Genomic DNA, 25,327 nt, shown 5'->3' on the forward strand with positions numbered 1-25,327 from the left:
AGGATTGCCGCACAGAGTGTAATGCAATGCGCCGTAAGTTACAGGAATATTTCTGCCAGAGAAATAACGGGGCGCGTGCACGCCCCGTCTGGAGGAGATTAGAAATCGTAGCTCAGCGAGACTTTCACCGTACGCGGTTCACCCTGCGACAAATAGGTGCCGCTGTCATCCACGTTGGCCCAATATTTCTCATTGGTGACGTTTTCAACGCCCACGCGCCACACCATATCATTCTGGTTAACCTTCATGCGGTAACGCAGACCTAAATCCAATGTGGTGTAGTCATCCAGCTTGGTGGTGTTTGCCAGGTTGGCGTACTGGGAACCGGTGTAGTTCAGCAATGCCGTGGCGGTCAAACCCTCAACCGGCTTGATGTCATACTCAGCACCCAGCGCCGCCGTAAAGCGCGGCACGCCAATGGCGTTCTTGCCATCCTGACCGCTATCGCCGGTTTTGGTCATATCCGGATCGATCCAGGTGGCGCTGCTGTTCAGACGCAGACCCAACACCGGCTCACCGAACACATTCAGCTCAACCCCGCGGTTACGCTGCTCGCCATTCAACTTGTAGATCGAATTATTCAACACACCGACCGGCTGTTTAATTTCAAACAACGCCAGCGAACCGCCAACACGACCAAAGTCCGCTTTCACCCCGACTTCGTTCTGCTTAGCGTGCACAATGCCGGTGACGCTACCGTAGTTTATGGCGGTATATGGCGCGGCGGTGCCCGGCGTCAGTGACTCGGTGTGGTTAGCATACAGCGAGATATTTTGCGTCGCTTTATACAGCAAGCCATACGCCGGTAACCAACGGCTGCTGTCAAAACGTGTCGCTGTATCTTCCGCGCCGTCATAACCGTAGTTACGCACCACCACTTTCTGGTGACGCGCGCCCACCGTTGCCAGCAAGGTGTCATCAAAGAAGCCCAGCGTATCGCTCAGCAGATAACCCTGCGAGCGCGAACGGTAAGTGGTCAGCGGGTCGCTGAATTTGTCGCCACCGGCGAACACGCTGTCTGGCTCTGCCACATCCTGCGGATGGTAGATATTGATGTCAGCATCGTTACCTGATGACATGCGATAGCTGTTTTTCGCATTTGCCGTCATCGCCGAATAGCCAAAGTTCACTTTGTGCGTCACCGGGCCGGTGGTGAAATCACCACGCAGGCCAACCATGCCGCTCATGTTGTCCTGCACGCGATTGGTACGGAAACGGCCGATGGTGGCATTACCAGCGCTATCAAGAATCTTTGGCGTACCGTAGTTGCCCACTTCATGGGTATGCTGCGCACCCAGGCCGGCATAGGCAGTCCATTGATCGTTCAGATCGTACTCGGCTTTCGCCAGACCAAATTCCGACTCAATATCGCTGAACACCCAATTCTGGCTGTAGTTTTTCGAGTTAGAGGGCACATCAGGAATGAAATCGATGCCGCTGATGTTGATGCCGTTGCGCGCGTCGTGGAAGGTCTTCTTCTGGTAACCGACGTCGAGCGAGGTGCGCAGACGATCGCCACGGTAATCCAACCCCAGCGAGGCGGCGGTGGTACGTTTTTTCTCGCCGTCGACTTCAGTGCCGCCTTCGCGGTTGACCGCATTCAGACGCACGCCAAACTGGTTATTGTCGCCAAAACGACGACCAATATCGGCGCTGCCGCCCACCTGTGAACCGGAGGTGTAATCCACACCGATACGCGTCAGTGGCGTGTCATCAGCGTGCTTTGGCTCAAGGTTAATCATGCCGCCGACGCCGCTTTCAGCTGAGCCGTTCAGCAGCGCGTTGGCACCTTTGAAAATTTCCACCCGGTCAATCAGCGAAGCATCCATCACCTGGCGCGGCACGATACCGGCCAGACCGCCATAGGTCATAGCATCGCCATCCAGCTTGAAGCCACGAATGCGATAGCTTTCAGCGAAGTTGCCGTAGCCTTTCAGATTCTGCACGCCGGCATCGTTGCGCATGACGTCACCGATGGTTTGCGCCTGCTGGTCCTGAATCATTTTCGAGGTGAAGCCAATCACGTTGAACGGCACGTCCATCGCGTTTTGCTCACCCAGCATGCCCAGGCGGCCGCCGTGGGCGATTTGACCATCCAGAAACGCAGGCACTAAATCATTGCCGCCTGGCTTGAAATCGGTTGGTGGTGCTGCGGTCACGGTCAGCGTCTGCTGTTCGTTTTTCGCGTTAGTTGAGGTTGTGGTGTTGGTAGTAGCAGCCATCACTGGCAAACAACCGGCGCTGACCATTACGGCCAACAGCGTCGGTTTCAGTCCGGGATTGAAAGGCATAGCGCGCATGGGATCCCCTAATGCAAACGAAGTGATAATCATTATTATTGCGGTTTGCGATTATGCGCAGTCGTTGCGCGAAAGCAAGAAAAATCCCACTTTCTGCATTCACTTTATGGAGGGGAAAGGCATTCGGTCGCCATGAATGGCGACCCTACGATGATCTTGAGCGGTTTTGTAGAGTCGCCATTGATGGCGACCTGCTATCAGGCACCGCGCCAGCGTTTAAACACTAGCGAGGTGTTGATGCCGCCAAACGCGAAGTTATTGGATTGGATGTAATCGGTTTCCACCTGCCGCGCCGCGCCGATGATGTAATCCAGCTCACCGCACTCCGCTGCCGGTTGTGTCAGATTCAGCGTCGGCGCGAACCAGCCTTCACGCATCATCTCGATGCTCATCCACGCTTCCAGCGCTCCGCAGGCACCCAGCGTATGGCCAAAATAGCTCTTCAGTGAGGAGATTGGCGTGCTGCGGCCAAAGATCGCCGCCGTTGCCTGGCTCTCGGCGATATCGCCGCGATCGGTAGCGGTGCCGTGGGCGTTGATATAGCCAATCTGATCCGCCGTGACATCGGCCGTTTTCAGTGCGCGCTCAATACAAATCTGCATAGTTTCGCGCTGCGGCTGGGTGATATGCGCGGCATCGCAGTTAGTGTGGAAACCCACCAGCTCGGCGTAAATGTTGGCACCGCGCGCCTGTGCATGATCCAGCGACTCGAGGATCAAGGTGCCCGCGCCTTCGCCAATCACTAAACCATCGCGCTGCTGATCAAACGGCGCAGGCGAGCTGTGTGGCGCATCGTTGCGCTGGCTGGTGGCGAACAGCGTGTCGAACACCGCCGCTTCGGAAGGACACAACTCTTCCGCACCACCGGCGACCATCACGGTTTGATAGCCGTGGCGGATCGCTTCCCATGCGTAGCCAATCGCCTGGCTGCCCGATGTGCAGGCGCTGGACGTCGGTATCACCCGGCCGCGCAGGCCAAAGAATAGACCGGCATTAACGGCGGTGGTGTGCGGCATCATCTGCACATAGGTGGTGCCGGTAATGTTATTGGTGTGCTTTTCCGTCAGCATGGTGGCGAACTCGCTCACCGGGCCGGTGCTGCCGGTTGAGGAGCCGTAGGCAATGCCGGTTTCACCGCTGGTCAGCACCGGATGATCGATCAAGCCGGCCTGCTCCAGCGCCAGTTCGGTCGCGCGCGTCGCCATCAGCGAGACGCGACCCATCGAGCGAATGCGCTTACGCGTGTAATGGGCAGGCAGCGTGAAGTCATCCACCGGCGCACCCAGCAGCGTGTGCAAGCCATCGTAAACCTGCCACTCCGGCATGTGACGCACGGCATTTTTGCCCTGCTTAATGCGCTCGGCCACCGCGCTCCAGCTGTCACCAAAGGCGGTTACGCCACCCATACCGGTTACCACTACGCGCTGAATCACAGCATACCTCCATTGATTGAAATCACCTGACGCGTGACGTAGCCGGCGATGTCCGACATCAGATAACTGGCCAGTCCGGCCACTTCCTCCGCCGCGCCCATGCGCTTCATCGGGATCAGCTTCATCGCCTCATCAATCACCAACGGCTCAAGCTCGGTCATGCCGGTATCAATTAAACCCGGCGCGATGCAGTTAACGGTAATTTTGCGTTTTGCCAGCTCAATCGCTAACGCTTTGGTGGCGCCGATAATGCCAGCTTTGGCCGCGCTGTAGTTGACCTGACCACGATTGCCCATTATTCCCGATACTGAGGAGAGCGTAATAATGCGTCCGCCTTGGCGCAGGCCAACCATTGGCATCACGCACGGATGAATCACATTGTAAAAGCTGTCGAGATTGGTGTGAATTACGCTGTCCCACTCATCGTCGGTCAATGCCGGAAACGCCGCGTCGCGCGTGATACCCGCATTGCTCACCACGCCGTAATAGGCGCCGTGCGCGGCGATATCCTGTTCCAGCGCGTTGCGCGTGGCTTCACGCTGCGCCACGTCAAACTGCAAGGTGCGTCCGCGTCCGCCCGCCTGTTCAATCCCGGCCAGCGTTTGCTGCGCACCGCTGGCATCGCGATGGTAATGCACCACAATCTCAAAACCGTCCAGCGCCAGACGTTGCGCAATGGCGCGGCCAATCCCTTTACTGGCGCCGGTGACTAATACGCTGCGTGTCATGGCTGAACTCCTTGTTTTAACGGCGTTTGTTGCAATTGAATTAACTCTTGTTGATTGGGCTGATAGGTGTTCAGCCGCCCGCTGGCGATCATTACGTCGTTGCAGCGGATCTCCCCTTCGAAGCTGCCCAGCCGGTCGTCACGCATCAGCAGACGCATCTCAACGCACAGCGTGCTATTGGCGGCAAAGGTGGCGCTATTGGCGCGATAGCCACGTCCACCGAGCAGCATGCCGGGATGAATCTCGCTCTCGCCGCGCTGGCGGGCATGAAAGCCAGACCAGACGCCAATGGTTTGCGCCATGATCTCCACGCCGTACCACGCCGGCAAATCACCTTGTGGTGTAAGGAACGGCGCCAGCACGCCGTCAGCGTTGATGCTGACTTCGCAGATCACGCTGTCATCGCTGACCAGGATAGCGCGGTCGAGCAGCAGCATCGGCGCGCGGTGCGGCAAATAAGCCGCGACCGGCAGAAAATCAGTCATGAGGCTTTCCTACAATCAGGCAGGTATTGTTCCCGCCAAAAGCAAATGAGTTTGAAGCGATGATCGGACGCTGCAAAGGTTGTGGCGTGGTGATCAAGCCGCATTCCGGCAATGTGGCATCACGTGCTGCCACAGAGAAATCCTGCGGCGGCAGCGGCAAATTCTGCTGCAGAATCAGCGCCGCCAGCGCCGCTTCAGTGGCACCCGCCGCGCCCAGCGTATGGCCGGTGAGATGTTTGGTCGAGCTGCACGGCACGCGCTCGCCAAACAGGCGATGGATAACCGCAGATTCCACCCGATCGTTGAGCGGCGTCGCGGTGCCGTGTAGGTTGATGTAACCGACATCCTGCGGCTGTAATCCCGCCTGCTGCAGCGCCATCAGCATCGCGCGCTCCGCACCGACGCCTTCCGGATGCGGTGCCGACATGTGCCACGCATCCGATGACTCACCGCAGCCGAGCAGCGCCAGCGGCTGCTTCTCCCGCGTCAGCAACAGCAGCGCCGCGGCTTCGCCAATCGAAATGCCGTCGCGGTCGGCGCTAAAGGGTGCGCAGTGGCGATCCGAGAGCGAATCAAGACTGGCGAAGCCGTTGATCGGCATGCGGCTCAGCGAATCCGCGCCGCCCACCAGCGCCACATCCACTAACCCGGCATCAATCAAACGTTGGCCGCTGATCATTGCGCGCGCGCTGGAGGAGCAAGCGGTAGAAATCGTATAAGCCGGGCCCTCCAGTGCTAAAAAGTGGGCAAGGAAGCGCGACGGATCGCCCAGCTCCTGCATGCGGTAATCGTAGCCCGGCAAGCCGCCAGCGACCTGACGATCGCCTTCATCCACGCCGGACGTACTGGTGCCGAGCACAATCGCCACGCGATCGCGCCCGTATTGCGCGATGGCCGCCTCCAGCGCTGGACGCAGTTGTGCCAGCGCCGCCAGCAGCAGCTGATTGTTACGCGTGTTGTGCGCGGCTAACGCGGCAGGGATCGCCGGTAACTCGCCCTGCACCTGCCCCAGCCAGCAGCGTTTGCCTGCCTGCAACCAGCCGTCACGCGGCTGCATGCCCGGCGCGCGGCCCGCTTGCAGCTGCACAGCAATTTGCGCCAGGTTATTGCCCAACGCATTGACCATGCCAAAGGCGGAAATGTAGATCATGATGACGCATCCAGTTGTTGGATTTGAATCTGATAACCAAAGGCGCGTTGATCGATGCTGATCGGCTCACGCTGCGCACCGCGTTGTAAATAACGAATCAACGTCACCACCTTGCCGGCCGGATCGCGCAGCTCGCGGCGATCATCAATATCGATCAGCGTCCAACCGCGCGGCAACTGCGGCTGCCACGCGCTGATTGGCCAATGGCTCAGCATCACGTCGGCCAGCACCTGACTGGCGGGCGGCATTTCCGGTAGCGCCATCATCTGCTGGGTGTGAATGCCGTTTTTATCATAGGTGACGCGGAACAGACGAATGCCGAGCGACGACAATCCCGCCAGGCTCAGCTGCTGCGCATCGGCGCTGAGTAATACCAGCAGCGACTGGGTTTTCCCTTTGACGTGCCCGGTCAGCAGTTGCTGCTGCTGAAAAGCGGGCGAAATCCCTGGCGGCGGTAGCGTCACGCGTACGCCCGGTTTCAGCCAGGCGGTTGGCCGATTAATTTCGCTGGCATGCTGAGCACAACCGCTTAGCAGCAGGCTCAACATCAGCACAAGCGCACCCCTTTTCATCGTTGCTTCCTTTTCCCCGGCGCCAGCGCCAGTGGCGCCAGCAAAAATGCACAAAAAATCCCGCTACACAGCACGGTACCAAAGCCGCTGATGGCGGCGGTGCTGCTGAACACCAGCATGCCAAGCGTTAATAGCGTGGTCATCATTGCCAGCGTTACCGCCAGCATTGAGGTTAACGGCGTACCGCGCGGATTGCTGAAGAACAGCGTGTAGTTGATGCCAATGCCGAGCACCAGAATCAGCGCCAGCAGAGCAAACAGATTGAGGCTCGCGCCGATCCAGCCCAGTGTCGCCAGCGCCGCCGCCAGCGACAACCACGACGGCAGCGCGCTGCGCATGCCGGCTTTTACCCCCAGCCGCAGCATGTAGCTGGCGGTAATCAGCAACAGCGCCAGCGCCAGTAAGCTGCTCAGCAAGGTGCGCCAGAAGCGGAACAGTTCATCGTAGCTGGCCTTGCGATCGACCCAGCTCACGCCTGCCTGCTGGGCTGCCAGCTGTTGCAGCGCGGCGCTGTTTTTCACGCCGGTGACCGGCACCAGCACGCTGCTGCGCCCGTCCGGCAGCGACAGCCATAACAGCCGCCAGCCTTCACTCAGAGGGCTTGCCAGCCAGTCGGCGGCGCTTACCGGCATCGCGCTAAGATGGGCGTTCGCCACGCTAATGCCCGCTTGCTGCAAGCGTTGCAGAATGTTCGGCGCCGCCTGCTGCAGCAGCGCCACATCCTGCTGCTGCTGCGCCAGCGAACTGAGCGGCAAGATGCGATAACCGGCCAGCCAGCCTTGCTGCTGCGCCTGCTGCAGCTGCGGTGCCAGCGCGCTAAGCCGCTGCAGCGCTTGCTGCTCATCATCGCCCCACACCACAAACCAGGTTTGATCGGCCTGCTGGCCGGTCAGTTGCGCCAATTGACGATCCTGCGCCAGCAGCCGCGCCGGTGCACTCTGCAGATGGGCGATATCATCGTCGACCTGCAGCTGCAGCATGCCGCTCAGCGCATAGATCGCCACCAGCGCCGGCAATCCGCGCTTCAGCCAATTATTGCGCCGCCAGGCTGCCAGCCAGCGTGCCAGCCATACCATCGCCGGAATGGGACGCACCGGTAAGCCACGTACCAGCCACGGATAAAAGCAGATTACCGTCAGGCAGGAGGCGCTCAATCCGCTGGCGGCAAACACCGCCAGCTGGCGTAAGCCGGGGAACGGTGCCAGCAGCATCAGCAGCCAGGCAATCGCCGTGGTGCCAAGCGCCAGCAGCAGCGTGCCGCGCACCTTGTGCAAACTCTGCCACGGCGTGGCTTGCTCGCCGTGCACCATGCGCTCCGTCAGATAGTAGAGGGTATAATCGGCCGAGATGCCGACAATGCTTAGGCTCATCACTAAGGTGGTGAGATGCAGTTCGCCAAAACAGAGTAGCGTCAGCACCGTGCCCGCCATCGCGCCTATCGCCACCGACAGCGCACACAGCGCCAGCGGCCGCAGTGAGCGAAATACCCGCCACACCAGCAGCAGCAATCCTGCCAACGTCGCGCTGCCGAGGGTTTCCACATCATGCTGCGCGCGCTGGCTGGCATCATCACTGAATAATACCGTGCCGCGCGTTAGCAGCTGCGCATCCGGCCAGCGCGTTTTGAGCTGGGATTGCAGCTGATTGAGCGCCGTCACCAGCTGATGGCTCTCTTTAATGCTGAAGGCATTGCTCGCCAGTTCACCGTGCAGGAAATACCAGCGACGCTGCTGCGCATCCTTCACCGTTAGCCAGCCGTTATGCAGCAGCATTTTGTTGGCGCTTTGCTGCAGCGCCAGCTGCGCACCGCGCACCAGCAGCAGCGGATCGTTGCCGATCTCCTTGCTGCCGACGCCGGCGAACGCCGAGAACAGCTGCGCCAGAATCCAGTCGGCCTGCGCATCGCCGCCGTTTTGCAGTCGGCCGCGCGTGGCGGGATCGATCAGGCCATTGCGATGCTGAAACGCATACGCGCCCCAGCGCTGCAGCTGATCGTCATCCAGCTCGCCGCTCACCTGTTTCAGCATCGGCAGGGCTTGTAACTGCGTTTGCCACCAGGCTGCGACCGCATCACCCTCCTGATCGTTGGCGCTCACCAGCCACACCAGTTGACGATCGAGGCGCTGCATAAAGCCCTGCTGAATCTCCGCCGGTGCCTGGCCGAGGTTCTGCTGCGGCAACAGCGCCAGCACGCTGCTATTGAGCTGACTGCGCGGCAACAGGATCGCCAGCGCTACCGCTAACGTCAGGCACACCGCCAGCCACACCAGCGCGACGGTTTTCTCACTGCGCTGGGGCAAAACGCGCTCGCTCTTCATCGGTCAACTGTTGCGGTTCGGTGCGGGTATCGCTCAGGGTGATATCGGTCTTATCGCCCTGCTTATCATCCAGCGTGATGCGATTGAGGAATTTATCGCCCTGCAGATCGATGCGGTTAAAGATCTTATTCAGCGGCGCGGCTTTCGGCGTCAGACCCAGCTGCCAGCGGTCATTGCCACGATCGTGGAAATCGAGCACAAAATTCTCGCGCAGCACTTTCTCATCGGCCTGGAACAGCGCGCGCAGCAGATGGTTGAACTGGAACATCTGTGGATTGCTGTCGGCGGTGATCACCTGCGGCGGCTGGCCACTGATGCTCTGCACCATGCGTTTATCATCGAGGATCAGCATCAGCGGGAACGGCGTCGCTTGCTGCCACCACAAGCCCTGCTGCTGGGCGATCAACAGCTGACCGCGCGACACCAGCGGCTGCGCCATGCCAGCAATGGTGCGCACCTGAACAAAATTGGCGCGAATCACCGGCTGGCTGGCGAAGCGCTGTTGCAGCTGCTCGAGCGTTACCGCGCTGGCGTTGGCACACACCATCAGCAGCAACAGACAAAAGGTTCGAATCACGGCTTCACTCCCAGGCGGGCAAACAGAATGTCAGGCGAGACAAAACACATCTCCTGCGTCGCGGCGTTGACGGCGACCTGCAGCGTGTGGGCTTTGGTGGTCACCTGCCCTGCCGCGTTATGAATCACATAATCGATGCGCAGACGGTTTTCATATTCACTGATGCTGGCGGCCACGCGCACCACCTCTTCACAGCGCAGCGGCTGGCGATATTTCACGTGGGTATCGACCACCGGCCAGACGAAGCCGCTGGCGGCCATTTCGCTGTAGCTGTAGTTGATGCTGCGCAGCAAGGCTTCGCGCGCCACCTCAAAATAGCGGAAGTAGTTGCCGTGCCACACCACGCCCATCGGATCGCAGTCGTGAAACGACACGGTTATCTCCACCTCTGCGCGGTAGTTGCTTTCACTCATCGCGGCTTTTCTCCTCGGGCAACGTCCAGAAATCGTAAAAGTTAAACCAGTCGAGCGGTGCCATCAGCGCATGCTGTTGCAGCCGCTCGGCATAGCGATCCACCGTGGCCTGCAACGCCTGCTGGCGCTGGGCGCGTGGCAGCAGTAGCGGATCGGCAAAGGCTTCACAATGCACTCGCAGGCGGCCCTGTTCGCGCAGGGCAAACATCAGCAGCACCGGACAGCGCAACGCGGCCGCCAGCACAAACGGCCCTTGTGGAAACGGCGCAGGACCGCCCATAAATTCGCTCCACACTACGCGACGCTCACCGCCGCGCTGGCGATGGATCGCCGTGCGATCGCCAACAATCGCCACCCATTCACCGGCATCCAGTTTTTGCTGCAGCAGAATGGCGGTATCCGGACCGATATCGGTCACCGGCATCAAATTCACGCCCGCCTGCGGCGCAATGCTCTCCAGCACCTCACGAAAACGCTGCGCGTTGTCGGTAAACACCAGCGCGTTAATCACCAGCCCGCTGACCTGTTTGGCCATCGCGCGGCAGGCTTCGATATCACCTAAATGCGATGCCAGAATCAGATGGCCTTTGCCTTCGGCGGCACGAATGGTGGCTTCAGCGCCGGGCGCGAAATCGATATCGCGACCCCACTGCAGATCGCCGCGCCAGCTGGCCACTTTATCCAGCATGCTGTAGCCGAAACGCAAAAAGTGATGATAGCTATTCACCGGTGCAGGCAGCGTGATGTTCTGCTGCTGCGCCACCGCTTGCACCCGCGTCAGCCACTGCTGCGATGCGGCGCGCGCGGCGCGTCCGGTTAGCCAGTAAACCGCCACTATCGGCCACAGCAGCAGCACAAAGGGCAAACGTCCAGCACGGCGATAGAGCCACAGCATAAAGCGCATACCGCTCTGCCCACGGCGCTCCGGCGTGGCCGACCAGTGCTGTGCATCACCACGCTGGCGCAGCAACTGCGGGATGCGCGGCAACATGCCGAAGAACAGGCGCGTATGCATCCACGAGATACGCAGGTTGTCACGCAGCGCATCGAAATGCGACACGCCGCTCTCTGGGTAGATAACGCGCGTGGTGAGAAAACGACTCGGCGTGCCCTGCCAATAGAGACGCACCATGATCTCGGTATCGAAATCCATACGCTGGCCAATTGGACGGCGATCGCAGAGCCTGAGCGACGGCGCAAGCGGATAGACGCGAAAGCCGCACATGCTGTCTTTCAGTGACAGCGACAGCGTTTCCACCCACACCCAGAAATGGGTGATGTAGCGGCCATACAGCCGTGATTTAGGGATCGAATCATCGTAAATCGGTTGACCGGAGATCAAACAGTGCGGATAGCGTTGCGCTTCGGCCAACATGCGCGGCGCATCTTCCACCTGATGCTGACCATCGGCATCCAGCTGCAGCGCGTGCGTATAGCCCGCCGCCGCCGCCGCGCGCATGCCGGCGATCACCGCCGCGCCTTTGCCCTGATTGTGCGGCAGCGTCAGCACCTGCAGCTGCAGCTGCGGCGCCGCCAGCGCGGCGATCTGTCGTTTGGTCTCGGCATTGCTGCCATCGTCCACCAGCAGCACCGGCAAGTTTAACGGTGCCAGCCGCGCCAGCACCGAGGCCAGCATCGCGCCGTGGTTATAGCAGGGAATCAATACGCAGGGCGTGAAGTGAGGGCTCAACACAGGCGAATCTTCCCGCTGCTGGCCACCGTCGCCATCTCGCCATTGATCAGGCTGTAGCTGAAACTGAGCAGCGATTTTTCCGCCTGCCACTGCAGCTGCAACTCTAATTCGGCATCCGGCGGCACCGGCTGCTGGAATTTAATATTATCAATCGAGGCGAAGCTTTTTCCCGGCGCTAAACGCGTCAGACCGTAATGCAGCGCCCAGTCGAGCTGCGCCACGCCAGGCAGAATGGGCAAGGTGGGAAAGTGACCACGAAACCAAAACAGATCGGCGGCAGCGTGCAGACGCAACGTCAGCGCATCGCCCTGCTGTTGGGCATCTAATTCAACCGGCAACATCAAACAACTCCTCAATTTGCGGCCACGCGCGCTTGCTTTGCGCCGTGACAGGAATCGACGTCACCACGCGCCAATAGCGCGGCATCGCCACCGGCTCCAGCCAGGGTTGCAACGCGCGCTTCCACGCGATTTTTAGCTGATGCAGCGTCGCCGCATCCCTCTGCTCGGCTAACGCCAGCACCACGCCGATGGCGTGACGTCCATGGCGCTGAATCGCCAGCGCGGCGGCATCTTCTACACCCGGCAGTGCCAGCAAGCGCCGTTCAATTTCACTCAGCGACACGCGTTTATCTTCAATCTTCACCACGCGATCCTGGCGTCCCGCCAGCTGAAACTGGCCGGACGGCTGCTGCACAATGCGATCGTCGAGCGCGCAACCCTCTTCGGTGTCCAACAAGGCGGAAAACACCCGCCAGCGACCGGTTTCCTGCTCGCACAGGGTGATGTGCGGAAAACAGTGCCACAGCACGTTTTCCGCCGTAGCGCAGCGCCAGCCAATTACCCCGGTTTCGGTGCTGCCATAGATTTCATCCACCGCACAGCTCAGCGTCTGTTGCGCCTGCTGTGCCGCCGTCCACGGCAACGCACCGCCGGCAGAGACAATCAGCTCACAGCGCGGTGCAGCAAGCGACGTATCCAGCCGACGGAGAAACGCCGGGCTGCTGATAAAAGCGTAGCGACGGTCGCTGGGTTGGTCCGCCAATTGTTCGCCGTAAAAAATCTGTTGCGCGGCAAACGGTAAACCCAGCGCCATCGGCAAGATAATGCGGAAACTCAGACCATACAGATGTTGATGACTCACCGAGGCAATCACATGGCAATCGCGCAACCGATCGCCCCACAAGCTGTGGAGCCAGCTGGCTTCGAGATCGAGCGCGCGCAGTGATTTCGTTACCCGGCGCGGCGTGCCGGTCGAGCCGGAGGTAAACAGCACCAGGTGAGCATCATCGGCGATTGGCGGCAGCTTGCCGCTGACCAGCCTACCGTCCCAGCGCAGCTGCGGTAACGACACCACCAGCGGCATATCGCAAAGCACGCCGTCGAGGCTGTCGGCCATCTCTTCCAACTGGGCCGCGCGGCAGTGTCCGGGGATCACCGGCGTTTTTCCCGCATACCACAGCGCCAGCAGCGCGGCGGTGAACGCATAGCTGTTGTCAAAGCACAGCGCCCAATGCTGGCCTGGATGCTGGAGCAGCCGCTCGACCAGCGCCTGTACCTGCTGGCGCAGGGTGTGCAGCGTAGTGTGCTGCGTGCCGTGCCAGGCAACCGTGCGATCCGGCGCAGTGAGCCAGTCGCGGATGCTGCGTAGCTTCATGTCTGTTTCCTTATGCGCTGACGCAGCAGCCATTCGCCGCCCATCAGCGTGCCCATCAGCAGGTAGCTGATGCACCCATTCCAGAGTGTCCAAAGCGTGACATCATTGAGCAGACAGGTGACCAGCGCCACGCTGCCGTTGAAGATGAAAAAGCCGCACCACACTTGCGTTACCCGGCGGGTGTAGCGCACCGCGCGCGCGGGTAAATCTGCTTCACGCAGTCGCGCCAGGCGTTCCACCAGCGGCATCGGGCTCCACAGCGACGCGCCAAACAGCAGCAGCAGCAAAACGTTGACCACCAGCGGATACCACAGCAGCAGATGTTGCGAGCGCAGCAGCAGGCTGGTGAGACACAGCACGGTGCCAACCAGCGCCAGCAGCAGCATCACGCGGCCCAGCGGGCCCGCTGCGCGGCGTAAACTCCAGACGCGCAGCACAAACAGCAGCGCCAGCAGGCCGGTGATGCCGCGCCACTGCGGCTGGGTGAGGGTTAACCACACCAGAAAAGGCCAGGCCAACAGCGCCGCGCCATTCAGCAGCCGTAGAAGCGTGCGCATGACAGAAATCAGGCTTGGTCGCGCATCAGCTGGTCGACGGCGTCAACCACGTCCTGCACGGTACGCACCGCACGGAAGGTTTCCGGTTTGATTTTCCGGCCTGTGCGCTTTTGCAAATGCACCACCATATCCACCGCATCAATGCTATCCAGCTCGAGATCTTCATACAGACGGGCATCTGGTCGAATCGCATCCGGCTCAATTTCAAACAGCGAAGTGAGTAGCGTGGCCACTTCCTGGTAAATTTCGTTTTTGTTCATCATGTTGACTGTTCTCAGGCTTGCTGTTGTTCAACAAACGCGGCCAGTGTAGCCACGGAAAAAAAGTGCGCACGCAGCGTTTCACTCTCGGCGGAGAGCTGTACGCCAAAGCGATTTTTGACCGCCAGTCCCAGCTCCAGCGCATCGATAGAATCGAGTCCCAGCCCTTCGCCAAACAGCGGCGCATCGGTTTCAATGTCGTCAGGGCTGATATCTTCCAGATTCAGCGTGTCGATAATCATCTGTTTGATGTCGTTGATCAGTACTTGCATAACTTAGTTAGTCTCTTCAGGCACCAGCGCCTGTTGCAGATGTCGCGTCAGGCGACGGGCGGCCAGCGGCTGCGCATCCTCTTCGGCTTCACTAAAGGCCTGGCTAGCGATACGCGATTGTACGCGTACAGTAAAAAGCGGTTTAACCAGCGGAATCTGATACCAGCGGCTTTGCTTATCAAGCATGCGTTCGCTGCAGGTGATATGAACCACGCGCAGGTCGCATCCGGCACGCACCGCAATATTGGCGGCACCGCGCTGCAGCTTCAGTGGCTCGCCGTAGCGCGTGCGCGTCCCTTCAGGAAAAATCAGGATGGTATCGCCGCGCGCCAGCCGCTGCTGACTATCCGGCAGCAGCGTATCGGCTTCGCTATTAATCAGATAATCGGCGGCACGAATCACGCCGCGGAAGAAGATGTTGTGCTGCAGCTCGGCTTTGACCAGACAATCCATCTCCGGCAACACCGAGGCAATCATCACGTAATCGATCAACGACGGATGATTAGCGACGATCAGGCAGCCACGATCCTGGCGCAGCTGTTCTGCGCCGATAATCTGGTAATCGTAAACACCGACAAAACGGCAGAAGCGCAGGAAGCAGCGGAAGCTCCAGGCGATACTGCTGCGCGCGATTTGCCGACGACGCAGGCCATCGCGCTGCACCAGCAGCAGCACATTAAACCAGATGAGCGACAGTAATAGGCCGCCGACGCTGAACAGCGTGAAGCTGACGGCGGTCATCGCCAGTCGCCAGTAATAGTTAAAACCGGGACGCGACTGCACCAGCGAATTATCCACCATGCTGACGCTCCCACATCCAATGGTGGCGCTCACCTGGTACGCTAAACGCTGGCGCATCACGCAATATCGCCGAGAGTACCTGCAGGCTTTGCGGCAGCGGGTGCGCTGCGGGTGGAGCGGCCTGCGCCGTACAGCGCCACTCGTCGCCCGCGCGCAGCAGCAACGCCAGCGCATAGGGCGCATTGAAATGATCGATCTCCGGCAGCCACGGACGATAGTACGGCGGTACGCTGCCGTCAAAATCCACCAGTAACACCTGCGCATAGCCGGCCTGATGCAGTGCCGCGACTTCGAGTAAACCTTGCTGGAAGCTATCGATGCCCGCCGAGATCGACGTTGACACCAGCGGCTGACGCGCGGCAATGGTTAAGCTCCCCACCGCAGAGTTGTGGACTGACATGGCGAAGTCGGTCGGCGACAGCGCTTGCTGCTCGGCCAGCGCGCTAAGAATACGCAGGTTGCGCTCGAGCTCACCGTGGCGACTGGTAAAGACGATGGCATCAACCGTTTGTCGCGCCAATAGCGCCAGCCCGCACTCTACAGCCGCTCGGCTGCCCGCGCTGAGACGACGCGCGGTCATCATCGGCAAAAATTGGGGTTTCGCGATGGGTTGTGTGGCGTCCAGCACTGGCGCCTGTTGCGCCCAGTGCTGCCACTCTTCTGCGGTGCTGTGACCCGGCGCAATGGCATGCCAGTCAACAAGGGAGTAAGCGAGTTTCATACCTGTATTCTTTCTTCAGCCTCAGGGCGGGTCAGATTTCCACTGTCCGGCATCCCTTCCTTGCTCTCTATACCCGTCATCCCATGCGGATGTCGCCGATTAACAAGGCGGGCACATGGCCCGCCTGTTTTCTATTTCGGCAGCGTTGCGGCTAACTTTACAACATTATGTCCGTCAGCACGCTTCGCGCTTATTTGTAGGCATTAGCCTTTAAACGTGTTTGGATGCTGCGATCCAACCGATCAATCCAGACATTATAATTGCGGTGAATCTGACCACTACCCGCTTTTAAATTCTGGCTGCTGACATAGAGGATTTGATAGCTGTTCGCGGTGTAGTTAACGCGAATATCTGCACTGTAGCCGCGCGCGGCCAGGTAGCCATCAATAGCGCCAGGGCCAACTGGCGTCATGGTCCATTTATTGGTCGTGCCAGCCTGAATAATCGCCTGCTTCATCTGTTCATCAGAGTAGCTTTGAGCAACGGTTTGGCTAACATTTTTAATCGGCGCGGTGCGCGGTGCGCAACCGCTTAACAGTGCCGCCGTAACCAACAACATTAAGCCGATTTTTTTATTCATCATTTCCTTTTTTTCCCCTGTCTTATCAGCCGCCCAGGTTGGCGACTGCGCTGTTATAGGTACCAGCACTGTTCCGTTCAGACTGTGTAAAGCGGGCGGATAATAACATTATTTGTAAAGACAAGTAAAAAGAAGCATGAATCACTTAAGAAGGGTTTAAGGCCGATTTAAAACCAGACGCCGGCCATTTTACAGCGGAATTTCTACCGAAAAATGGCCTTGCGGCATGATGTTTAACCCTGCCAGCCGCCGCCGAGGGAGCGATAAAGATCGATCTGCGCCAGCAGTAAGGTGTTTTTCACCGACACGATATTCAGCTGGGTGCTGAACAGCGTGCGCTGGGCATCCAGCTCGTCAAGATAGGAGGCGTAACCGTTCTGATATCGGTTATGCGCAATACGATAGGCTTCTGTCACATACTCTTCCTGCTTCTGCAACTCCGTCAGTTGCTGCTGGCTGCGGCGAATCGCGTCCAGCGCATTATCCACTTCGGAGAACGCGTTGCGTACCACTTTCTCATAGCCGTAGAGTGCCTGATTGCGCGTCGCCATCGCCACATCCACCTGTGCGGTGAGCGCTTCGCGATTCAGCAGCGGTGCCAGAATGCTGCCGCCAATACTCCACAAGCGGAACGGGTTATCCAGCAGTTGATGCAGCTCGCTACTTTGTAACGTGCCGCTAGCGGTGAGATTAAGTGACGGCAGCAGGTTCGCCTGCGTTGACGCCAGTGAAGCATCCGCTGCCAGCAGTTGGCGCTGCGCCTGCACAATATCTGGCCGACGATTGAGCAACTGCGAAGGCAGCAGTGAGGGCAAGGTTTGCGGCTTGATATGATCGAACTGGCTGCTGCGCGCAATTTCACGCGGATTCATGCCCACCAGCACGCTGAGCGCATTCTCCTGCTGCTCGATCTGATGCTGCAGCTGGGGAATCTGAGCTTTGGCCGTTTGGTATTCCGATGCCGCCTGCATCCACTCAAGGCGTGAGGTATAGCCGGTTTCAAACTGACGCTGTGCCAGATTAAGTGAGTTTTCCCGCGTCGCCAGCGTGGCTTCGGTGACGCGCAGCTGTTCGTCCAGCGCGCACAGGCTGAGATAGCCCGATGCCACTGAACTGGCAACGGTTAACTCGGCAGCCGAGGCGGCGGCACGCTGCGCATCCAGCGTGGCTTCGGCTGCGCGAATGCTGTTGCTGCGGCTGCCCCATAAATCCACGTCATAGTTGGCCTGCAACAGCCCCTGAAACACCGCGCTTTCATACGGCTGACCGGTTGCCGCCGACAGCGCGCGCTGATGCGTCGCCGCGACGCCGGCTGACAAGGTCGGAAAATTATCGCCCTGCGCGGCGCGCAACTCAGCGCGGTATTGGTCGACGCGCGAACGTGCGGTGAGGATATCGCTGTTGTGCTGCAGCGCCTGATTAACCAGGCGATTGAGGTTGGCATCACCAAAGTTTTGCCACCACTGCGCCTCTGGTGCGGCCTGCGGCCCCACCTGCTGACGCCAGCTATCGGGAATCGGCAATGATGACGGCGCCTTTTCGACTTCTGTCGCACAGCCGCTCACCATCAACGCCACAACCGTGGCTAACAGTAAGCGCTTCATGGCGCATCCTTGTGTGGCTCAGCGGCGGTATCAATGTGTACTTCTACCGACATACCTGGACGTAGCGCGTGCAGATCGTCGTTAAGAATCTTAATCCGCACCGGAATGCGCTGGGCAATTTTCACAAAGTTGCCGGTGGCATTATCTGGCGAGATGGCACTGAATTCGGAGCCGGCTGCAGGGGAAATAAACTCGACCCGACCGTCATAATGCTTGCCGTCCAGCGCATCGACGCGAATGCTCACCGGCAAGCCGGGACGCACGCGTGCCAGCTGGGTCTCTTTCAGGTTGGCGATGATCCATTTGTTCTCTGGCACCACCGACGTTAAACGCGTGCCGGCGGTGACGTAGGTCCCTTTGCGCACCGAAAGCTGACCGAGCTGGCCGCTATCTGGCGCGATAATACGGGTGTTTGCCAGATCGATATTCGCCAGCTCCAACGCCGCCTGGGCGCTGGCGACATCGCCTTGCAGAGATCCGCGGTTAACCACCACGGTTTGCAGATTTTGCTGCGCTACCGCAACCTGCGCATCCGCCTGACGCAGCTGCGCCTGAGCCTGGGCGTTGGCCGCACGCGCCGCGTCGCGTTCACGCACCGACAGCGAACCGTCGGCTGCCAGATTCTCCACGCGCTTGAGATCGAGGCTGCTTTTCAGCGCCTGAGCTTTAGCATTTTCCAGCGCCGCTTTATTGCTGAGAATAGTGGCTTCAGCACTTTTGCGCTGCTGCTGGTTATTGTTCTGCGCGGCGATTTTCATATCCAGCTGCGCCTGCGCCTGATGCACTCGCTGACGATAAATACGATCGTCAATGGTCATCAGCAGCTGGCCTTTTGTCACCGGCTGCAAATCCACGACCTTGACCTCGGTGAGATAGCCACTGACCTGCGGGCTGATAAAGGTCACCTGACCACGCACGTAGGCGTTTTCCGTGGATTGGATGGTGCTGGTAAACGGCCACAGCTGCCAGGCATATAAAATCACCAGCACGCCGACGATGACAATACCGCTACCGGCAGCGATGGAAAGAATGCGTCGGCGGTTGGTGCGCTCGCGCTCCGCAGCCTGAATGTCGTCCTGTTGGCTCATGAATTCTCCGTCGGGTTTACTGCGGGTTGTGCCGCATTCATTTTTGTCTGACGCCAGTTGAGATAGCGTAAACGCGTCAGGCGATACAGCACCCAAATTAAGGTGACGAACGCCAGCGCAGCGGTAAGAAGATAGGTGTCGTTATAGGCCAGCACGTTGGCCTGCAGCGTGGCTACCGCTTGCAGCTGAGCGCTACTTTGCGCGCTGAGCAACACGTTATCGGGCAGCTGGCTGCTGAATAATGAACTGTACTGGCTCAGTCGTTCAGTGACATTGGGATCGAGCTGTGACAGCTGATCGCCCAGCAGGCTGGAGTGATACTTTTCGCGCCACGTCTGGAAGGTGCCGAGAATCGCCGCGCCAATCAATCCGCCTAAGTTCTGGCTCATGCCAAACAGCACCGAGAAGCTGACCAGGTTCTTCGGCTGCGTGACCACGCCACCAATCCCCAACAGCATGGCCGGCGCGAGGAAGAAGGCGCTGCCGAATCCGAGTAAAAACTGGCTGAAATAGAGATTGTGAGCGCGCGTCAACGGGTTGGATTGCGCATCCATCAGCGAGGCGACGATCATCACCACCAGCGAGGCCACAATCGGCCAGCTCAAATGCGTTGGTTTAATGGTTAAGGCGCTGGCAATGATGCCGCAAATCACCCCAGCAATGATGGCAAACGCCAGGCCGCGCATCTGATCGTTAAGCAAGCCAAGCTGCTGCAGGAACCCCACCGCGCCGGTGTTCTGTTCGGCCAGCAGAATACGCATCATGATCATCACAATGCCTAAGCGCACAATCGTGCCGTTGCTGAGCCAGCGCGTGTTGAGCAACGGATTTTTACGATTATGCTCAACCACAATCGCCGCCACGATCAACACCAGCGCCAGCGCCAATGCCACACCGAGCCACGGCGTGCTGAACCACCACTCGATACGGCCAAGCGACAGTACCGCGCACAGCAGCGCCATGCCCGGCGCCATCAGCATAAAGGTGAGGAAATCCATCTTCTCGAACGCTTTGATGCGATCGCCGGGCGGCAGCTTCACTAACAGCACGCAACCCAACGAGATCAGCGCCAGACCGAGTTCAAACAGGTACAGGCCACGCCATGCTTCCAGCTGCAGCAGTTCGGTAGAAAAGAGACGCGCCAGCGGGATCGCCAGCTGCGAAGCGGTAATGCCAATCACTAACGCCTTAAGACGATGCTTCGCCGGCCATGCCTGAATCTGGTAATAGATGCCGAGCGAGCTGAGCGCGGCGCCCACCATGCCGTGCGCGGTGCGCACAATAATCGCCGAGCTGAGATCGTTGGCGAGAATATGGAAAAACGCCACGATGACGTACAGCACCAGAAAGGCTTCGGTAAAGAGTCGCAGACCAAACTGCTGGCGAAACTTCACCAACAGCAGGTTGATGGAGATGTTGCCCATCACATACACCGCGGGCAGCCAGGCGATCTCATTGCTATAGGCGGCAAAGGTGCCTTGCAGATTGGTAAGATTGGCGGATACCAGCGCGTTACTCAGCGCACCGGTAATCGAGATCAGCAGGCCGATAATGCCAAAGGCGATGCGTTTAGAGGGCGAATGCAGCGGCGTAGAGGGCGAGCCCGGCAGCATCGGTTTTTCATGCGGCAGCCATTCGCGTTGGGCGTAGGGATTACGTTTGGCCACGATCAGACGCTTCCTAGTCGGGTGAGCAACTGTTGTAAGACTTTTTCAGTGATGGCTAACGATTCCGCATCAATATCTGCCAGCAACTGCGCACGCAGCGCATCGGCTTGCGTTTTCACTTCAGCAAACGCTACGCGGCCTTGCTCGGTCAGCATCAACAGACGCTTGCGGCGATCTTCCGGTGGCTGGACGCGCGCTAATAGCTGCTGCTTCACTAATCGATCGACCAGCGGCACCACGCTTGCCTCCTCCAGGCCGAGTAGCTGTGCCAGCGCTTTCTGCGTCGGCGGTTCGGCTGCGGTGGCAACGCTGGCAATCGCCATCCAGCTGCTCATACTCAGTCCGCTCTCTTTTAAGCGACGATCAACCGCCAGCCGCCATGCGTGCGCGGTGAGATGCAGTAAACGAGAAAAGGGTTGCGGATAGTCGCTCAAAACGTAGTGGCCTAATGGTTAGGTATCTAACTAAATGGGGGCGTTATTATATGCGAAGCCGCATAGCAATGAAAAGTTTGCTTATACCAACAAACGTAGTTGACGCGATTAACACTCACCAATTTTCTTTATCAGTTGTACAACCTTGGGCAAATTTTGCCAGGAATTCACTTTCTTGTATAGCTTTTAGAAAACATTACAAATCACAACTCATTGTTAAATAAGGATTAGCACTAATTGCTTAAAAACCTTGTTGTACAAGTTGAGCTGGATTGTATAAGTTTACGTCCCGTGAGCCAGCTGATGGCTCCGTAACGAATGATGCACTTTGCGTCGCCTCTGAAGGTGTTATGGATTTCCACCTTCAGAGGTGTCTTTTTGCGTTGGTTGATGAGTTGGGTCTAGCGCGCCTGTCCGCGCGTGAGTTTTTTCATCATGGAGCTGAAGGCACATCGCCCTCAGGCCGATCTTAAGGGCTTCACATATGCAAAACGCCGCAACCAGTAACAACGCCATTGCTGACTACTTCAAACTGGCAGGTAACAGCGATAGCGCTGAGATGGAAGTTTTCGGGCAGATCATTGCCGAAATCCTGCAAGCCGGTATGCCGGTTTCTAATAAAGCGATTATTTCCTCTCTGATTAACCGCCTTGAAATGGAAAGCGATGTGATTCAGCTGGACATTTATCGCCACCTGCTTGAATTGGTCGTGAATAAAACACCTGACGATCTCGCGGTCTAAAGCCGGATTCCAGGGATGGAATCACTCTCACCTCCCCCATCACGCTAGCGTCTTCGCTTATTGCCCGGTAACATCCTCCCTCGCACTATTCCAACTGGTTACTGCCGTACCGTGACGGTATGCGCACAATAATAAAAGAGCCTGCACAATCTATGAGCCAACCAACCGATCGCGCCACTGCGGTGGAGAGCGATATTACCGTGGGGCGCGTACTCCGCTCGCCTGCCCTGCTCACGCGCGAATGTCTGGCAGGGATCATTACTGCCCTGGCGCTGATTCCTGAAGTTATCTCCTTCTCGGTGATTGCGGGGGTTGATCCCAAAGTCAGTCTTGTTGCCTCGGTGGTGCTGTGTCTGACGCTGTCGATTCTGGGCGGTCGTCCGGCGATGGTGACCGCCGCTGCCGGTTCCGTGGCGCTGGTGATTGGCCCAATGGTGCACGCGCACGGCGTCGAATACATCCTGCCGGCGGTGATCATGGGCGGCATCATCCAGATCATTTTTGGCTTCGCTGGCTTATCGCGCATGATGCGCTATATCCCGCGCTCGGTGATGATCGGTTTTGTTAATGCTCTCGGCATTTTGATTTTCTTCGCGCAGGTTCCACACGTGTGGGGGCAATCCAGCCTGGTGTGGGTGCTGTTTGCCGTGACGCTGGCGATTGTTCTGCTGTTGCCGAAAGTGTTGAAAAGTGTGCCATCTCCGCTGGTCGCGATTGTGGTGGTGACCGCCGTGGCGCTGCTGCTGGGTTATCGCGTGCCGAACGTGGGCGATGAAGGCCCAATGACGGCCGGTCTTCCAGGTTTCACTACGCTGCTGGTGCCGATCAATCTACAGACGCTGCAAATTATCTGGCCAACCGCGCTGAGTATCGCCTTTGTTGGTCTGATGGAGTCATTGCTGACGGCAAAATTGGTGGATGACATCACTGATACGCCGTCCGGCAAACGTCGCGAATCCTGGGCGCTGGGCATCGGCAATATTCTGGCGGGCTTTTATGGCGGCATTGCTGGTTGCGCGATGATTGGGCAAACCATCGTTAACGTTGAGCTGGGCAAAGCGCGTACGCGCGTTTCCACTGTAGCGGCAGGTATTGTTTTACTGCTGCTGGTGACCGGACTGAGCCAAATTATGGCGCAGATTCCTATGGTGGTGCTGGCAGGCATTATGATGGTGGTGGCGGTAAAAACCGTGAACTGGCACAGCCTGCAACCGGCAACGCTGAAGCGTATGCCGTGGTCGGAAACCTGTGTGATGGTGATTACCGTCGCTGTTACCGTATGGACCGGCAATCTGGCAATTGGCGTACTGATCGGTGTGATTCTGGCGATGATGCTGTTTGCCCGCCGTATCGCCCATGTGATTCATGCAGAGCGTCAGTTGAGCGACGATGGCGAGCAGGTTAATTACACCGTGCGTGGCCCGCTGTTCTTCGGCAGCAGCAATGATTTGTTTGAACACTTTGATTACGGCCACGATCCTAAAGCTGTCACCATCGATCTGACACACGCGCAAATTTGGGATGCATCCAGCGTCGCGGCCCTCGATGCTATCGAGTACCGCTATCAACGCCACGGCGCGACCGTAACCTTTATTGGTTTGGATAACCGCAGCAGCGATTTCCGCGATCGGCTGAGCGGGAATTTAGGTTAAGTCGATTTCGCTTAGGATTGAGATGAAAAACGCAGAAAAGGGGGTGTTTTTCATCAATGCACTGCCGCTTCGCTTGCGTAATAGGCTGCTGCTGTCTTTGCTTACCTCTAGGTCAATGCCTTGATCTCTTTGAGATTGATTACTTAATCGCTTAATAATGGGGAGTAGCAGATGCAGGTTTTAACAAAAGCAGTATTAGTAACGTTGACGTTGGTATCGCTTGCCGGCTGTATGCATAAAAGTGACGCTGTAGGCGGTGATGGACGCCCACATGCTCCAAGTAACCAACCGGTGCCGGGCGCCAGCGAAGGCGCGGGTCCAGTAGGACAACCTCAGTCTTGATGATATGCCCGGCTTCGCCGGGTTTTTTATTGGCTATGGGTAAACGACAAAAACAAAAAAACCGCCCTTAGGCGGTCACGACATTGCTGCTTATTGCTTTATTTTATTCGTTTTATCAACTGCGAATATGGTGCCCGGGGCGGGACTTGAACCCGCACAGCCATAAGCCGAGGGATTTTAAATCCCTTGTGTCTACCGATTTCACCACCCGGGCAGGGTGTAAATTGGAGGCGCGTCCCGGAGTCGAACCGAGGTAGACGGATTTGCAATCCGTTGCATGGCCACTCTGCCAACGCGCCTTTAATCTGGTATGTAATCCGTTGAATACGAATCACTAAATTTGGAGCGGGAAACGAGACTCGAACTCGCGACCCCGACCTTGGCAAGGTCGTGCTCTACCAACTGAGCTATTCCCGCATTACCATCGCACTTGAGTTTGTCACTGCATAGCTTCTTTCACTCATCCAGACCGCTTACTTGTGTAAGCTTTCAGGGAATTGTTTAGTTGCCGCGTTATTACCAACTCAACTACTCGGTTTTGGTATTTCTTTATCAAACTTGCTGATTTTATTCAGCTTCTTGCAGACTCGCTGCCGTTCGATGCGATGCATTCTACTTATCTGACGCAGTGAGTCAATAGAATTATCCACACACTGCGTCCGTTTGCTGCTTTTTAAATCGCATCGATCAGCTATCGAGCAAATCGCCGCGCGCCGCGCTCAAATACTGGAACATTGACCAGAAAGTCAGCACTGCCGCGATGTACAGCGCAATCACCCCAACGCCCACCACCGTAGCTTCTGGACGCCACAACAACGCAAACAGCGAGAACATCTGCGCGGTGGTTTTCACTTTACCGATCCACGACACCGCCACGCTGCTGCGCTTGCCAATCTCCGCCATCCACTCACGCAGTGCAGAGATAATGATTTCACGCGCAATCATGGTTGCTGCGGGCAGCGTAATCCACCACGCATGAAAATGCTCAGCGACCAGCACCAGCGCAATGGCCACCAGCACTTTATCCGCAACCGGATCGAGGAACGCGCCAAAACGCGTCGTTTGCTTCCAGCGACGCGCCAAAAAACCATCAAACCAGTCAGTTACCGCAGCGATCACAAAGATCAGTGCAGTGGCAAAGGGAGCCCATTGAAATGGCAAATAGAACGCCAGGACAAAGAAGGGAATAAGTACGACTCGAAACAGGGTAAGACACGTCGGAATGTTAAATTGCATATGCCAGTAACTGTCTGGTGTGAGTAGGATTTCACGTATGTTCCTA

General features: G+C 58.0%; 25 protein-coding genes and 3 tRNA genes. 2 read left to right on the forward strand and 26 right to left on the reverse strand.

Features of this window, described 5'->3' with window-relative positions; translation table 11 throughout:
- Nucleotides 1–98: 98 nt before the first annotated feature.
- The 22 genes from WFL93_RS01980 to WFL93_RS02085 all read right to left on the reverse strand — a co-directional run bounded on the left by WFL93_RS01980 (nucleotide 99) and on the right by WFL93_RS02085 (nucleotide 21,309).
- Nucleotides 99–2,300 (reverse strand): TonB-dependent receptor, encoded by a 2,202-nt coding sequence (locus tag WFL93_RS01980; RefSeq protein ID WP_336777146.1) that lies wholly within the window; start codon nucleotides 2,298–2,300, stop codon nucleotides 99–101.
- Between the two features lie 197 nt (nucleotides 2,301–2,497).
- Entirely contained in the window at nucleotides 2,498–3,733 is a 1,236-nt protein-coding gene (locus tag WFL93_RS01985) for a beta-ketoacyl-ACP synthase (RefSeq protein WP_336777147.1), read from the reverse strand.
- Nucleotides 3,730–4,461 (reverse strand): 3-ketoacyl-ACP reductase FabG2, encoded by a 732-nt coding sequence (locus WFL93_RS01990; RefSeq protein ID WP_336777148.1) that lies wholly within the window; start codon nucleotides 4,459–4,461, stop codon nucleotides 3,730–3,732. The genes WFL93_RS01985 and WFL93_RS01990 overlap by 4 nt, the downstream gene beginning before the upstream one ends.
- Complete coding sequence (locus WFL93_RS01995; protein ID WP_007887263.1) at nucleotides 4,458–4,946, reverse strand: ApeP family dehydratase; 489 nt, start codon at nucleotides 4,944–4,946, stop codon at nucleotides 4,458–4,460. Before WFL93_RS01995 ends, WFL93_RS01990 begins: the two co-directional genes overlap by 4 nt.
- On the reverse strand, nucleotides 4,939–6,096 hold the full coding sequence (locus tag WFL93_RS02000) for a beta-ketoacyl-[acyl-carrier-protein] synthase family protein (RefSeq protein WP_336777149.1): 1,158 nt from the start codon (nucleotides 6,094–6,096) through the stop codon (nucleotides 4,939–4,941). The genes WFL93_RS01995 and WFL93_RS02000 overlap by 8 nt, the downstream gene beginning before the upstream one ends.
- Nucleotides 6,093–6,668, reverse strand: coding sequence for a DUF3261 domain-containing protein (locus tag WFL93_RS02005; RefSeq protein WP_336777150.1), 576 nt, complete (start codon nucleotides 6,666–6,668; stop codon nucleotides 6,093–6,095). The genes WFL93_RS02000 and WFL93_RS02005 overlap by 4 nt, the downstream gene beginning before the upstream one ends.
- A complete protein-coding gene (locus WFL93_RS02010) occupies nucleotides 6,665–8,986 on the reverse strand; it encodes an MMPL family transporter (RefSeq protein ID WP_336777151.1) in 2,322 nt (773 codons plus the stop codon). Before WFL93_RS02010 ends, WFL93_RS02005 begins: the two co-directional genes overlap by 4 nt.
- Nucleotides 8,952–9,533 carry an outer membrane lipoprotein carrier protein LolA gene (locus WFL93_RS02015; protein ID WP_336777395.1) on the reverse strand — a complete coding sequence of 194 codons (582 nt, stop codon included), beginning with the start codon at nucleotides 9,531–9,533 and terminating at the stop codon, nucleotides 8,952–8,954. The genes WFL93_RS02010 and WFL93_RS02015 overlap by 35 nt, the downstream gene beginning before the upstream one ends.
- Before the next feature lie 26 nt (nucleotides 9,534–9,559).
- Nucleotides 9,560–9,976: an acyl-CoA thioesterase gene (locus tag WFL93_RS02020; RefSeq protein ID WP_336777152.1), complete on the reverse strand. Its 417-nt coding sequence runs from the start codon at nucleotides 9,974–9,976 to the stop codon at nucleotides 9,560–9,562.
- The gene (locus WFL93_RS02025; protein WP_442955878.1) at nucleotides 9,969–11,612 is read right to left on the reverse strand and encodes a glycosyltransferase family 2 protein; all 1,644 of its coding nucleotides are present in this window, start codon (nucleotides 11,610–11,612) and stop codon (nucleotides 9,969–9,971) included. Before WFL93_RS02025 ends, WFL93_RS02020 begins: the two co-directional genes overlap by 8 nt.
- 50 nt (nucleotides 11,613–11,662) lie before the next feature.
- A complete protein-coding gene (locus tag WFL93_RS02030; protein ID WP_336777154.1) occupies nucleotides 11,663–12,010 on the reverse strand; it encodes a 3-hydroxyacyl-ACP dehydratase FabZ family protein in 348 nt (115 codons plus the stop codon).
- On the reverse strand, nucleotides 11,997–13,325 hold the full coding sequence (locus tag WFL93_RS02035) for an AMP-binding protein (protein WP_336777155.1): 1,329 nt from the start codon (nucleotides 13,323–13,325) through the stop codon (nucleotides 11,997–11,999). The genes WFL93_RS02030 and WFL93_RS02035 overlap by 14 nt, the downstream gene beginning before the upstream one ends.
- Entirely contained in the window at nucleotides 13,322–13,882 is a 561-nt protein-coding gene (locus WFL93_RS02040) for a hypothetical protein (RefSeq protein WP_336777156.1), read from the reverse strand. Before WFL93_RS02040 ends, WFL93_RS02035 begins: the two co-directional genes overlap by 4 nt.
- An 8-nt stretch (nucleotides 13,883–13,890) precedes the next feature.
- Nucleotides 13,891–14,145 carry an acyl carrier protein gene (locus WFL93_RS02045; RefSeq protein WP_336777157.1) on the reverse strand — a complete coding sequence of 85 codons (255 nt, stop codon included), beginning with the start codon at nucleotides 14,143–14,145 and terminating at the stop codon, nucleotides 13,891–13,893.
- Between the two features lie 11 nt (nucleotides 14,146–14,156).
- Complete coding sequence (locus tag WFL93_RS02050; RefSeq protein WP_007887282.1) at nucleotides 14,157–14,414, reverse strand: phosphopantetheine-binding protein; 258 nt, start codon at nucleotides 14,412–14,414, stop codon at nucleotides 14,157–14,159.
- A 3-nt stretch (nucleotides 14,415–14,417) separates the two neighbouring features.
- Nucleotides 14,418–15,215, reverse strand: a complete 798-nt coding sequence (locus tag WFL93_RS02055) for a lysophospholipid acyltransferase family protein (RefSeq protein WP_049851062.1) — start codon at nucleotides 15,213–15,215, stop codon at nucleotides 14,418–14,420.
- On the reverse strand, nucleotides 15,205–15,936 hold the full coding sequence (locus tag WFL93_RS02060; protein WP_336777158.1) for a beta-ketoacyl synthase chain length factor: 732 nt from the start codon (nucleotides 15,934–15,936) through the stop codon (nucleotides 15,205–15,207). Before WFL93_RS02060 ends, WFL93_RS02055 begins: the two co-directional genes overlap by 11 nt.
- A gap of 190 nt (nucleotides 15,937–16,126) precedes the next feature.
- A complete protein-coding gene (locus tag WFL93_RS02065; RefSeq protein ID WP_336777159.1) occupies nucleotides 16,127–16,519 on the reverse strand; it encodes a hypothetical protein in 393 nt (130 codons plus the stop codon).
- A gap of 230 nt (nucleotides 16,520–16,749) precedes the next feature.
- Nucleotides 16,750–18,120: an efflux transporter outer membrane subunit gene (locus tag WFL93_RS02070; protein WP_049851060.1), complete on the reverse strand. Its 1,371-nt coding sequence runs from the start codon at nucleotides 18,118–18,120 to the stop codon at nucleotides 16,750–16,752.
- Complete coding sequence (locus tag WFL93_RS02075; RefSeq protein WP_007887292.1) at nucleotides 18,117–19,208, reverse strand: HlyD family secretion protein; 1,092 nt, start codon at nucleotides 19,206–19,208, stop codon at nucleotides 18,117–18,119. The genes WFL93_RS02070 and WFL93_RS02075 overlap by 4 nt, the downstream gene beginning before the upstream one ends.
- Nucleotides 19,205–20,875: an MFS transporter gene (locus WFL93_RS02080; RefSeq protein ID WP_082204266.1), complete on the reverse strand. Its 1,671-nt coding sequence runs from the start codon at nucleotides 20,873–20,875 to the stop codon at nucleotides 19,205–19,207. Before WFL93_RS02080 ends, WFL93_RS02075 begins: the two co-directional genes overlap by 4 nt.
- Before the next feature lie 2 nt (nucleotides 20,876–20,877).
- A complete protein-coding gene (locus tag WFL93_RS02085) occupies nucleotides 20,878–21,309 on the reverse strand; it encodes a MarR family winged helix-turn-helix transcriptional regulator (protein WP_007887294.1) in 432 nt (143 codons plus the stop codon).
- Nucleotides 21,310–21,793: 484 nt separating this feature from the next.
- Here WFL93_RS02085 and WFL93_RS02090 point away from each other — a divergent pair, with 484 nt between their 5' ends.
- Together WFL93_RS02090 and WFL93_RS02095 are read left to right on the forward strand one after the other, a co-directional pair.
- Nucleotides 21,794–22,051 (forward strand): biofilm/acid-resistance regulator YmgB/AriR, encoded by a 258-nt coding sequence (locus WFL93_RS02090; protein ID WP_007887295.1) that lies wholly within the window; start codon nucleotides 21,794–21,796, stop codon nucleotides 22,049–22,051.
- Nucleotides 22,052–22,203: 152 nt separating this feature from the next.
- On the forward strand, nucleotides 22,204–23,703 hold the full coding sequence (locus WFL93_RS02095; RefSeq protein WP_007887296.1) for a SulP family inorganic anion transporter: 1,500 nt from the start codon (nucleotides 22,204–22,206) through the stop codon (nucleotides 23,701–23,703).
- Nucleotides 23,704–24,173: 470 nt separating this feature from the next.
- On the opposite strand, the gene WFL93_RS02100 is transcribed toward WFL93_RS02095, so the two are convergent.
- The 4 genes from WFL93_RS02100 to pgsA form a co-directional block, all read right to left on the reverse strand.
- Nucleotides 24,174–24,259, reverse strand: a tRNA-Leu gene (locus WFL93_RS02100).
- 11 nt (nucleotides 24,260–24,270) lie between these two features.
- Nucleotides 24,271–24,344: transfer RNA gene (locus WFL93_RS02105), tRNA-Cys, on the reverse strand.
- 42 nt (nucleotides 24,345–24,386) lie between these two features.
- Nucleotides 24,387–24,462, reverse strand: a tRNA-Gly gene (locus tag WFL93_RS02110).
- Between the two features lie 270 nt (nucleotides 24,463–24,732).
- Nucleotides 24,733–25,281 carry a CDP-diacylglycerol--glycerol-3-phosphate 3-phosphatidyltransferase gene (gene pgsA / locus WFL93_RS02115; RefSeq protein WP_007887300.1) on the reverse strand — a complete coding sequence of 183 codons (549 nt, stop codon included), beginning with the start codon at nucleotides 25,279–25,281 and terminating at the stop codon, nucleotides 24,733–24,735.
- Between the last annotated feature and the right edge of the window lie 46 nt (nucleotides 25,282–25,327).

The organism is Pantoea sp. USHLN256, assembly GCF_037149875.1.
Taxonomy (GTDB): domain Bacteria; phylum Pseudomonadota; class Gammaproteobacteria; order Enterobacterales; family Enterobacteriaceae; genus Pantoea; species Pantoea nemavictus.